Genomic DNA, 11,514 nt, shown 5'->3' with positions numbered 1-11,514 from the left:
TATCACCTGTCTCGAAATAATCGCAAGATGCGATTGCGTGATATCGGCAATCACGCGGCGATTCATTTCGGATTGGGAAACAAGCGAAACGGGATGGGCTGCTGCTTTGCAGCAACCCTTTGCGCGACGGCGCGGCGGCCGCGCGGCGGGGAAACCGGTTGAATTTGCCGGTTTGGACGAAAACGCTGAAAGTGCGGATGACGGATTTCGGGCGATTCGGAAATACTGACGCAATGCCGCCATTCGTTGGCCATGCATTGGCGATATGCCGCTCGACGATGCTGCTCTGCACGATGCGGACGACCCGCATCCGGTACACCCGCTCGCCGATTCGATTGTCGAACCGGCCGATACGTATTCCAGCTTGCCGGACGACTGTCGCCGGAGCCGTCATCCGACAGGCTCCGGCGACAGTCAGACACTGGGCCGCTTATCCGCGTCGGCGCTCGCCTCGTGCCATGCTCGAGAAAACGCCGTCCCGGTAGATCCACGCATGAACCAGGGCAGCCGACAGATGGCCCACGACGACGACGAACAGCAGTCGCGCCAACAGGCCATGCGCATCGCGCAGCCATGCGAAGAGGGTCGGACTGGCCGGCACGATCGCCGGCAGGTTGACGCCCTTGAACAGGACGATCGGGAAACCGCCCGCCGACAGCAGCGCCCACCCGATCAGTGGAAGCGCCAGCATCAGCGCATACAACATCCAGTGCGATGCCTTCGCGGCCAGCCTCTGCCAATGCGGGAGATTCTCGGGCAGTGCGGGCGGCCGGCTGTGCAACCGGTTCGCGACGCGCAGCAGCGCGAGCACGAGGATTGCGATACCCAGCGGCCGATGCAGGTCGATCAGCCAGATTCGATGATGCAACGACGTCATCATGCCCGCACCGATGAACAGCATGGCCAGGATCATCGCGGCCATCAACCAGTGCAGACCTCTCGCCAGCGCATTGAAATGCCGCGGCGCGCCGCCGCTCGCGCGCTTTTGCGTACTCATTTGACCTCCTGCTTGCCGACCGCCTCGGTCGCCTTGCCGTAGCCGATTTCCCGCTCGCGGCGATTGAACGAATGCGCGTATGCGCCCGAACGCGCATTCAGGATCGGATCGTTCGACACCTCGACGCCCGCGGGCACGATCGAAGGATCGAAGTTGATGTCCCGGCAGGCGCCCTCCGCCTGCTCGACGACGCCCGTCATTTCCAGCGTGCCGGCGACGATCTGCTTGCGATCGGCCGGCCACGGCTGCGATGCGTCGTCCACGGCATCGCCGGGCTGCGCGAGCTGCAGTACGTAGTCCCAATAGAGCGGCTTCTGCGCGAGCCGCGCGCGCACGCCTTCGAACAGGAAGTCGTGGTCGGCCTTCCGCCGTTGAACATCGCTCAAGGGCACGAACGGATCATGCGGGCGCATCATCCAGCGCACCGCTTGCCGGTGCCCGTCGGCGGCCACGAGATAAAAGGCGTTGACGCTATGGAACGTCGCGCCGGCGAAGCTGCCCGGTGCCGGTTCCCGTGCCGCCCATTTCATGAACTTCCCTGCCTCCGGGTACGCCTTCAGAAAAGCGGCTACCCGCTCCGGGTCGGGTTGGCCGGTGGCCGGATCGGGAGCCGTTGCCCGCTGCATCGCCAGAAAACCTTCCGGTTCGTGTGTCGCGAAGTACGGCTGGTTGTTCATGGCCATCCGCCATTGCTGCTTGTCGTCGGTCGTCAGCAGCAGGGCCATGCTCAGCGTCGTCGTGGAACTGTCTGCCGCATGCGGACTGCCGGTCCCGATCGAGAGCCGCCCGACGACGGGAATATCCGCCTGCGTGAAGACGCGCGCGGTCGACAACGGCACCGCCGCGCTGTCGGGACGAAAGGTGCCGGCGAAACAGATGCCCTTGCCGTGCGCGCGGCGAAAGCCCGGCGGAAACGGCTGCGGCGTCTCGGACACCAGCGATGCGCTCGTCGTGCGCGATCCGATCCAGCCCGCCGCCCACGCGAGCGCGGACGTCAGTGCGCCGGCCACGACCGCGATCGCCGCCAGTGCGCTCCAGGTGCGTTTCGATGTGAGGTCAAGTTTTGACATAGATGGTTTTTCATCCCGTTGTGTCGTCGCGCATTCCGCGCCGCGGCCGTCGACACATGAAGCGTCGACACGCCTGCGGACACCATCCGGCGCGCGCGATCGAGCCGATTGACGCGCGAACGCGACAGCGACGATCACCTGCGGAAATCGCCATGCGCGTTGCATACGAAAATCTTAGCGACGGGACGAAGACGGGTACATCGGACTGGGCTGAAAGCACCGGACGGACGTAGGCCCCGTCCTGCCGTACGAGCGCCGGCGACGCGCACATTCGGTGGCGACGGAGCACCGGTTGGCCCACGCAACGATGCCGGTCATTGCGACCGGCATCGACGGACTTCGGAGGCTGGCGGTCAACCCGCCCGCGGCGCATCGACCTTCGACATTGCCACCGGCTGCGCCAGCGCCGCCAATGCCAGTTGCGTGCGCGCATCGCGCGCCACGCGGCGGAACGCCACGCGTTGCTCCCCCTTGAGCTTCGCCGCTTTGGCCGCCTGCACCAGCGCGATCGGATCGACAAGGCGGGCATGCCTGCGCACCTCGAAGTGCAGATGCGGGCCGGTGGCCGTCCCCGTGCTGCCGACCGCACCGACGCGCTGGCCGCGCACGACCCGCATGCCGGTTCGCAACGCCGGGTCGAACGCCGACAGGTGCGCGTAGTACGACGCATAACCGCCGTCATGACGGATCACCACGTACTTGCCGTAACCGCGCGGCTCGGTGCCGATGAACGTCACGACGCCGCGCTCCGACGCATGCACCGCGCGCCCGGCCGGCGCCGCGAGATCGACGCCGGAATGCACGTGACGCGCGCCGCTCACCGGATGCACGCGCGCACCGAAATGCGAGCTGATTCGCGTCGCGGCGACCGGCATGGCAAACCGCGAACCAGCGAGCGGCATGCCGTCGAGGTCGTAATACGCGCCGGGCGCGCGCGCATCGGGCACGAACCATACGGCCGCGACCCGCTGCCCGCGAAAGCGGATATCGAGCGCCGTCACGCGTGCACGGCCCGGCTGCTTCGCCCTGCCGTCGGATTCGAAGGCGACGCGGAAGGTGTCGCCGGCCGCACCACGCTGCGTCGGATCGACGCGTCCGGCCAGCAAGCGGGCGATCTGCGCGGCGACGCCGGCCGGCAGTTCGGCGCGCGCCAGCGACGCCCGCAAGGTGCCGGTGATCGCGCCGGCACGGGTGCCGCGGCTGGGCGGCGCGAGCGTGAACGCCTCGGCCGATGCGAGATCGACGGCGGGACGCCCGGGCGCCGATGGCGGATCCAGCGCGGGCAACGGCGACGCAAGGCCGTAATCGAACCGCGCTGCATAACTGCGTTCGACCGCGCCGCGTGCCGCCTCGCACAGCACGCGGTAAGCCACGCATGCACCGAAGCGGGCAACGGGGCCGTCGCGCTCGGCGGCCGGCGGCCCGTGCAACGCGTACGATGCGTACGCGACGTCGAGCGGCACGACCGACGCGCGCAAACCGCCCCACGTCGTTCGGGCGGAACTGAAAAAAGGCACGCCGGCAAGGTCGCTGGATTCCGCGGTCGCCGGTGCGAAGGCGGCATCGTGCACCGCTTGCGCCGCCGACCCGTGCGCGCAGGCCACGCAGGCCGCCGCGGCGACACCGCGCATCAGCGCGCGGAGCGTCGGAAAACATCGGACGCCGCGCTCGGCGGGTCGACCTTGTTCGCGTGCGAGACGGGAACGCAGGTCTAACCGCATGACGTCGTCACTCGCTATCAATGAAAAATCGGGAAAAAACACGGAAAAACCGGGCATCACGAACCATGATCGGCGCGGCCCGGCAACTTGAAATCGAGTGTATCGGCGTACCCACTTCGGCTAAATAGGACCAATCTTATTTTTGGAAAATGCTGTTTAGTACACGAACGAAATTGCGTTTCCACCGTCCGACCCCGTGCAATCGCGCGAACCGCCGTGCGCCGGGTAGAGTCGAAGGCTGCCTGCGCACGATATACCGCGCCCCCTGTCTTCAACCCGGAATCCCGTCATGTTTCTCGATCAATTTCATCCGGAACGCTGGACGTTCCTGTGGAACGCGTTGTCCACGCTCTCCCTCCGGCTCTGCGCCGGCCTGGCGCTGCTCGTCGCCGGCTGGTGGCTGTCCAAACGCATCGGCCGCTGGCTGAACCGGCTGCTCGCGAACAAGGAACGCGTCGACGACACGCTGCGGCCGATCCTCTGCGACGTCGCCGTCTGGGGCATCCGCATCGTCGCGATCGTCGGCGCGCTGTCGCAGCTCGGCATCGAGACCGCGAGCCTCATCGCGGTGCTCGGGGCCGCCGGCCTCGCGATCGGGCTCGCGCTGCAGGGCACGATGCAGAACATCGCGGCGGGCATCATGCTGTTGCTGCTGCGGCCGTTCAAGGTGGGCGACTACATCGACGGCGGCACCGGCGTCGCGGGCACCGTCGACGAGGTCGGGCTCTTCATGACGCGGCTGACGAAGCCGGACGGCATCTGCGAATACGTGCCGAACAGCGCGCTGTGGGGCAGCGCGATCCGCAACTACACGCGCAATCCGACGCGCCGCCTCGATCTCGAAGTGGACGTGTCGGTACACGACGATATCGATCGCGCACTCGACGCGCTGCGCGCGCTGGCCGCGGCCGATCCCGACGCGCTGCAGGATCCAGCGCCCGACGTGATGGTGATGCGCTTCGACGACAGCACGGCCGTCGCGAACCTGCGCGTGTGGACCCATACCGACACGTTCTGGGCGATGCGCTGGCGCCTCGCACGCCAGGTGCGCAAGACGCTCGCCGACGCGGACTGCGCGCCGCCGATCCGCACGCGTGAACTGCACATCGTGCACGACGCCGAACGCCGCACGGACGGCGCACGCGCGCAGCGGGTGTAATCGGCGGGGACATCGCTCCGGAGCGATGCGCCCGCTGGCCGCGCTCAAATCAGACTTGTCTGATTCACTGCGCGTGCGACGCTCGCCACAATGAGCGTGCCGGATGAAGCGGTCATCCCGTCCGGCACACGCCAGTATCCATCTCCGTTCTTCGCCGCTCTTGCCGAGCGGCGTTTTTTTGCCCGTCGATTCGACACACGGGCATTCAATCGGGAAACCCGCATGAAAGAACGCGCCACCGTGCTGTGCCGACGCGGCGACCGGATCCTGCTGGTCGCCCGGTTGAATGCCCGCTGGGTACTGCCCGGCGGCACGCCGCGGCCCGGCGAATCGTTGCGCGACGCCGCGCGCCGCGAACTGCTCGAGGAAACCGGGCTCGCGTGCGGCAATGCCCGCTATCTGTTCCGGATCGCAGGCGCGCACAAGGTGCACCACGTGTTTCTCGCCGAGATCGATCCGGATGCGATCGCGCGCCCGATGAGCGAGATCACGCATTGCGCGTGGATCGACCGCGAGTCCGTCGGGTCGCTGCATTGCAGCCGGCCGACACCGCTCGTCGTCGAACTCGCGTTCGACTGGCTGCGGCAGCCGCGCCTCGTGCCCGGCGTGATCGACCACGACGTGTTCGCCGATATCGCGGCCTGAGGTCCGCGCGCGCGACGGGCGCGCGATACCGGCGCGCACCGCGTCACATCTTCACGATGTCGAGCAGCGCCTTCTTGCCGCCCCTGTACGTGAACACCGAGATCGCGCCGTGCTTCAGGTCGCCCTGCGGCGTGAAGCTCGTCTCGCCGATCACGCCGCGATAGTCGGTGGCCGGCATCGCGGCCAGCACCTTCGCCGGGTTCGTCGAATTCGCGCGCTTCATCGCGTCGACGATGATGTACACCGCGTCGTACGAGAACGGCGCATACACCTGCATCGGCTGGTGATAGCGCGCTTCGTAGCGTTTCGCGAATGCCGCGCCGCCCGGCATCTTCTCGAGCGCGATGCCGGCTTCGGAGCACACGACGTTGTCGGACGCCGGGCCCGCGAGCTTCGGCAGGTCGGTCGAGCACACGCCGTCGCCGGCGAGGAGCTTCGCGCGCAGGCCGAGCTGGCGTGCCTGCTTCGCGAGCGGGCCGCCCGTCGCATCCATTCCGCCGTACATGATCGCGTCCGGGTTCTCGCCCTTGATCTTCGTGAGGATCGCGCGGAAATCGATCGCCTTGTCGTTGGTCGCGTCGCGCGACACGACCGTCATCCCGGCCGATTGCGCGGCCTTCTCGAACTCGGTCGCGAGGCCCTGCCCGTACGCGGTCGCATCGTCGACCACGGCGACCGTCTTGATGCCCAGGTGCTTCGCCGCATACATCGCGAGCGCCGGCCCCTGCTGCGCGTCGGTCGCGACGACGCGATAGGTCGTCTTGAACCCCTGCTGCGTGTACGTCGGATTGGTCGCGGCCTGCGAGATCTGCACGATGCCGCCGTCGCGATACACGCGCGACGCCGGGATCGACGTGCCCGAGTTGTGATGGCCGACGACGCCGACGACCCTGTCGTCGACGAGCCGCTGCGCGACCTGCGTCGCGGTGCGCGGATCGCCCGCGTCGTCCTGCGCGTCGAGTTGCAGCGTGACTTTCCGGCCGCCGATCGTCAGGCCCTTCGCGTTGATTTCCTCGACCGCGAGCCGCGCGCCGTTCTCGCTGTCCTTGCCAAGATGCGCGATCGCGCCGGTCAGCGGCGCGACGTGCCCGATGCGCACAATGTCGTCCGCATGCGCGGGCCATGCGGCCAGCGCGCACGTCAGTGCGGCCGCGGTGGCGAGTGCCGTCTTGTGATGCCGGTTCATGCCTGTCTCCTCCTTAATCACGCTTCGTTCGTGTCCGGATCCGTCGTTCGTCGAAGGCCGCGCATGCGCTCACGCGCGCCCTTCGAATCCCAGCAGGACGTTCACCGCGTTGATGCCGATCTCGTCGACCATGTAGCCGCCTTCCATCACGAACAGCGTCGGCAGGTTCAGGCACGCGAGCGCCTCGCCGATCCGCAGGAAGTCGGGCGAGCGCAGCTTGAAATGGCTGATCGGGTCGTGCTCGAACGTGTCGACGCCGAGCGACACGACGAGCAGGTCGGGCGCGTGCCGCGCGATCGCCGCCGCGGCGTGGCCAAGCGCCGCCGAGTAGGTGTCCCACTGCGTGCCCTTCGGCAGCGGCAGGTTCAGGTTGAAGCCTGCTCCCGCCCCCTCGCCGCGCTCGTCCGGATAGCCGGAGAAGTACGGGTACGACACCGACGGCTCGCCGTGCAGCGACGCGAACAGCACGTCCGGCCGCGTGTAGAAGATGTCCTGCGTGCCGTTGCCGTGGTGGAAATCGACGTCGAGCACCGCGACGCGCGCGGCACCGCTCGCGATGCCGTGCTGCGCCGCGATCGCCGCGTTGTTCAGGTAGCAGTAGCCGCCCATGTACTCGCGGCCCGCGTGATGGCCGGGCGGGCGGCACAGCGCGAACGCCGCGCGCGCGCCGCCGCCCGACAGCAGGTCGGCACCGGTGAGCGCCGAGTTCGCGCTCGCGCTCACCGCGTCCCACGTGCCCGCGTTGATCGGCGCGCCGGCATCCATCGCGAAGAAGCCGAGCTTGCCGTCGATGAAATCGGGCAGCGCGGCCGACGCCGGCATCGCGCGCACCGGCCACACGAGCGGCAGCGCCTGGCAGGTGCGGCCGGTCGCCGTCCATTCGTCCCACGCGCCGGCGAGGAAATCGACGTAGCGCGCGCTGTGCGCGCCGGCGTAGCTTGCGCGGTCGAACGCACGCGGCGCGATCACGTCGCCGAGGCCCGCCGTGCGGACCCGCGCGAGCACCGTTTCGGCGCGAAGCGGGTTTTCGAACGACTCGGTGATCGCGCCGTCCTTCAGTTCGACGCCGCGATGCAGGTGGTGATCGCTGCTGTAGACCGTGAGCATGATTGACCGTTGCCGTGATGACCAGGGGAATGGGGTGGGAACAGTCTATTGACGCCGGCCGGCAATAACTTTGCTTTTCGCTTCTTCGTTTCGTACAATTTTGAGAAATCTGTCTACGAGACACCGGATATGAGCAAAAATCGCGCTTCGGTTGAACTGGACGGCGTCGACCGCGCAATGCTCCGCCTGCTGCAGGAAGACGGCGCGCTGTCGAACGCGACGCTCGGCGAGAAGCTGTCGCTGAGCGTCACGCCGTGCTGGCGCCGCCGCAAGCGGCTCGAGGACGAGCACGTGATCACCGGCTACCAGGCGAACCTCGACCGCCGCGCGCTCGGCATGAACGTGTTCGCGTTCGTGCAGGTCACGTTCAACATGCACTCGGATCAGGATTCGGATCACTTCGAGGAGGTGATGCGGCGTCACGACGAAGTCACGTCGTGCCACAAGATCACCGGCGCCGCCGACTACCTGCTGCAGGTCGTCGCGGCCGATCTCGACGCGTATGCGGAATTCGTCGAGCGCGTGCTGCGAAAGCAGGCCGGCGTATCGTCGATCCAGTCGAGCCTCGCGTTGCGCGAGGTGAAGTTCTCGTCGCGCGTGCCGGTGCCGGACGCGTGATCGATCACGCGTCCATGCGCCCGTATGCGGGCATCCGCCACCGATCGTCATCCCATGGAGCGCTACCCGATGAAACGTTACCTTCCCGCCGCGTCGTTGGCCGCCGCGATCGCCTGCGCATTCGCATTGAGCGCCTGTGCCGCGCAATCGTCCGCGCCGGCCAGTGCATCGGCGCCGGCCGGTCCCTCCGCGCAAGCGGCCCCGCCGATCGTCGGCGGCGATCGCGACGCACACGGCTGCATCGGCTCGGCCGGCTACGCATGGTGTGAGCATACGCAGCAGTGCGAGCGTCCGTGGGAACTCGCGAAGGCACATGGCTTCGCGAATTCGGCACCGGCCTACGCGCAGTTCTGCCGGAACGGCGAAGCGAAGTGAAGTGATTCGACGTGAACGGGGCGCGGTGCAACGCCGCGGCCCGATGACGTACCCGCGTGGCGCACGGCGCGTCCGTCGCCCGCCTTTCGCGCTTCCGACCCCGCCGGTTTTCCCGCCTCGCGCACCGTCATTCCGGAAACCCGGACACGCAAAAAACCCCACGAAAACAGGGGCATTCGTCGTCTGCGACACGTTGTCCGAGTTCGGTTATATTACGCGCCCCTTGCCACCCCGCCCCCGCAAAAACGCATCGCGCGCGGCGCCTTTCCACGCAGCCTGAAGCGCGTTCCGCCGAGGCTTGCCACAAGGGCCCGGGCACGTTGCGCACCCTCGCGATGCTGCGATTGCCTGCCCGCGGGAAGCCGATCCGAAGGTGTCCTTCCGAACGGCTGCGCGTGCGCAAATGCAACGGCGCATCGCGTCGATCCGGAATTCCGGATTCGCGATCCGGATCTCCGGATCCGCATGCCGGCGCAACGGAACCGCGCGCCGGGCGGCATGGCAAACCGATGTATCCAAGTTGAAAAAGGGATCTGCTGTGATCAAAACGTTACGGGTAATACTGTCGGCGCTCGCGCTGTGCGTCGCGACGTCGTCCGCGCACGCCGCCGATACGAAGAAGGTCGACGTCCTGCTGGTGGGCGGCGGCATCATGAGCTCGACGCTCGGCGTCTGGCTGCACGAACTCCAGCCCGACTGGTCGATGACGATGGTCGAACGCCTCGACGGCGTCGCGCTGGAAAGCTCGAACGGCTGGAACAACGCCGGCACCGGCCACTCGGCGCTCGCCGAACTGAACTACACGCCGGAGAAGGCGGACGGCAAGATCGACATCTCGAAGGCGATCGAGATCAACGAGTCGTTCCAGATCTCGCGCCAGTTCTGGGCGTGGCAGGTCAAGCAGGGCGTGCTGAAGAACCCGCACTCGTTCATCAACTCGACGCCGCACATGAGCTTCGTGTGGGGCGACGACAACGTGCGCTTCCTGAAGAAGCGCTACGAGGCGCTGCAGGCGAGCCCGCTGTTCCGCGGGATGCAGTATTCGGAAGACTACGACCAGATCAAGCAGTGGGTACCGCTGATGATGGAAGGCCGCGACCGCAACCAGAAGGTCGCGGCGACGTGGACGCCGATCGGCACCGACGTGAACTTCGGCGAGATCACGCGCCAGTTCGTCGGCTACCTGAAGACGCAGCCGAACTTCACGCTGTCGCTGTCGAGCGAAGTGCGCGAGATCACGCGCAATGCCGACGGCACGTGGCACGTGTCGTGGGTCAAGCTGCACTCGGATGAACCGCCGCAAGCCGTCGACGCGAAGTTCGTGTTCATCGGCGCGGGCGGCGGTGCGCTGCACCTGCTGCAGGCGTCGGGCATCCCCGAGGCGAAGGACTACGGCGCGTTCCCGGTCGGCGGCTCGTTCCTCGTGACCGACAACCCCGAGGTCGTGAAGCAGCACCTCGCGAAGGCCTACGGCAAGGCGTCGGTCGGCTCGCCGCCGATGTCGGTGCCGCACCTCGACACGCGGATCATCGACGGCAAGAAGATCATCCTGTTCGGGCCGTTCGCGACGTTCTCGACCAAGTTCCTGAAGAACGGCTCGTACTTCGACCTCGCGAAGAGCACCAACCTGCACAACGTCGCGCCGATGATGCGGGTGGGCGTCGACGAATTCCCGCTGGTCCAGTACCTCGCTGGCCAGCTGATGCTGTCGGACGACGATCGCTTCAACGCGCTGAAGGAATACTTCCCGAACGCGAAGAAGGAAGACTGGCGCCTGTGGCAGGCCGGCCAGCGCGTGCAGATCATCAAGCGCGACCCGGTCAAGGGCGGCGTGCTGAAGCTCGGCACCGAGATCGTCGCGTCGCAGGACGGCAGCATCGCGGGCCTGCTCGGCGCATCGCCGGGCGCGTCGACGGCCGCGCCGATCATGCTGAACCTGATGAAGAAGGTGTTCAAGGACAAGGTCGCGACGCCCGAGTGGCAGCAGAAGATCCGCCAGATCGTGCCGAGCTACGGCACGAAGCTGAACGACAGCCCGGCGAAGGTCGTCGAGGAATGGACCTACACGAGCGACGTGCTGCAGCTGTCGCCGCCGCCGAAGATCGACCTCGGCGTGCCGTCGCAGCCGGCCGGCAACGCGCCGGCCCGCCCGGCGAAGGCGTCGGCCGACATGGCGCTGTAACGCGCCCGGCCCCGTTTCGCCACGCCGCACGGCCGCCCTCCGGGGCGGCCGTTTTTCTTGGCGCGCGCCGGGCGGACGCCCCCGCATCCGCTAGAATTGCGGCACGCGCGACCCCGTCGCCGCCCGATCCATCATCCGCATCGACACAACCCGAGCCACCGCCGGTGCGGCCCGCGCCCGAGCCGCGCGAGCGCCGCCCGCCGTTGCCGCGCCCGCCCGGGCGCGCCATCAACCGAATTCAGCTGGAGAAAGACCGTGTTTACCTGCAGAAACCAGAGCTGCGGCACGCAGTGGGAGCAGTCCGACGTCGTCATCAAGGACGAAGGCCAGGGGCTGCTGTTCCGCTGCCCGCTGTGCGGCGCGCGCAACTACCTCGAACGCTTCGAGGACGACGAAGGCAACGTCGTCTACGAGCAGATGGAAGGCCGCCCCTACCTCGGAGACCTGTCCTGAC

12 protein-coding genes are annotated in these 11,514 nt (G+C 67.4%); 6 read left to right on the top strand and 6 right to left on the bottom strand.

Going from position 1 to position 11,514, the window contains the following annotated elements:
- Positions 1-62: 62 nt before the first annotated feature.
- From WJ12_RS36025 to WJ12_RS21415, 4 genes are all read right to left on the bottom strand, one after another.
- Positions 63-254, bottom strand: a complete 192-nt coding sequence (locus WJ12_RS36025) for a hypothetical protein (RefSeq protein ID WP_156444716.1) — start codon at positions 252-254, stop codon at positions 63-65.
- A 176-nt stretch (positions 255-430) separates the two neighbouring features.
- Positions 431-997, bottom strand: a complete 567-nt coding sequence (locus WJ12_RS21425; protein ID WP_059556338.1) for a cytochrome b — start codon at positions 995-997, stop codon at positions 431-433.
- Entirely contained in the window at positions 994-2,232 is a 1,239-nt protein-coding gene (locus tag WJ12_RS21420) for a catalase family peroxidase (protein WP_226103859.1), read from the bottom strand. The genes WJ12_RS21425 and WJ12_RS21420 overlap by 4 nt, the downstream gene beginning before the upstream one ends.
- Positions 2,233-2,420: 188 nt before the next feature.
- On the bottom strand, positions 2,421-3,788 hold the full coding sequence (locus tag WJ12_RS21415; protein WP_059556340.1) for a M23 family metallopeptidase: 1,368 nt from the start codon (positions 3,786-3,788) through the stop codon (positions 2,421-2,423).
- Between the two features lie 289 nt (positions 3,789-4,077).
- Between WJ12_RS21415 and WJ12_RS21410 the strand changes: the two genes are divergently transcribed.
- Together WJ12_RS21410 and WJ12_RS21405 are read left to right on the top strand one after the other, a co-directional pair.
- Entirely contained in the window at positions 4,078-4,947 is an 870-nt protein-coding gene (locus WJ12_RS21410) for a mechanosensitive ion channel family protein (RefSeq protein WP_059556341.1), read from the top strand.
- 222 nt (positions 4,948-5,169) lie between these two features.
- Positions 5,170-5,592, top strand: coding sequence for an NUDIX hydrolase (locus WJ12_RS21405; protein WP_059556342.1), 423 nt, complete (start codon positions 5,170-5,172; stop codon positions 5,590-5,592).
- Positions 5,593-5,635: 43 nt separating this feature from the next.
- On the opposite strand, the gene WJ12_RS21400 is transcribed toward WJ12_RS21405, so the two are convergent.
- Entirely contained in the window at positions 5,636-6,778 is a 1,143-nt protein-coding gene (locus WJ12_RS21400; RefSeq protein WP_059556343.1) for a branched-chain amino acid ABC transporter substrate-binding protein, read from the bottom strand.
- A 69-nt stretch (positions 6,779-6,847) separates the two neighbouring features.
- Positions 6,848-7,885 (bottom strand): histone deacetylase family protein, encoded by a 1,038-nt coding sequence (locus WJ12_RS21395; protein WP_059556344.1) that lies wholly within the window; start codon positions 7,883-7,885, stop codon positions 6,848-6,850.
- A gap of 129 nt (positions 7,886-8,014) precedes the next feature.
- On the opposite strand from WJ12_RS21395, the gene WJ12_RS21390 reads away from it, so the two are divergent.
- The 4 genes from WJ12_RS21390 to WJ12_RS21375 all read left to right on the top strand — a co-directional run bounded on the left by WJ12_RS21390 (position 8,015) and on the right by WJ12_RS21375 (position 11,513).
- Positions 8,015-8,503 carry an Lrp/AsnC family transcriptional regulator gene (locus WJ12_RS21390; RefSeq protein ID WP_034189659.1) on the top strand — a complete coding sequence of 163 codons (489 nt, stop codon included), beginning with the start codon at positions 8,015-8,017 and terminating at the stop codon, positions 8,501-8,503.
- Between the two features lie 69 nt (positions 8,504-8,572).
- The gene (locus WJ12_RS21385; protein WP_059556397.1) at positions 8,573-8,878 is read left to right on the top strand and encodes a hypothetical protein; all 306 of its coding nucleotides are present in this window, start codon (positions 8,573-8,575) and stop codon (positions 8,876-8,878) included.
- 538 nt (positions 8,879-9,416) lie between these two features.
- Positions 9,417-11,060, top strand: a complete 1,644-nt coding sequence (mqo, locus tag WJ12_RS21380; RefSeq protein WP_034189660.1) for a malate dehydrogenase (quinone) — start codon at positions 9,417-9,419, stop codon at positions 11,058-11,060.
- 255 nt (positions 11,061-11,315) lie between these two features.
- Positions 11,316-11,513 (top strand): hypothetical protein, encoded by a 198-nt coding sequence (locus WJ12_RS21375; RefSeq protein ID WP_006483193.1) that lies wholly within the window; start codon positions 11,316-11,318, stop codon positions 11,511-11,513.
- The last annotated feature ends 1 nt before the right edge of the window (position 11,514 follow it).

This window comes from Burkholderia seminalis (assembly GCF_001718535.1).
Taxonomy (GTDB): domain Bacteria; phylum Pseudomonadota; class Gammaproteobacteria; order Burkholderiales; family Burkholderiaceae; genus Burkholderia; species Burkholderia seminalis.
This window is presented reverse-complemented; position numbering and strand designations above follow the sequence as displayed.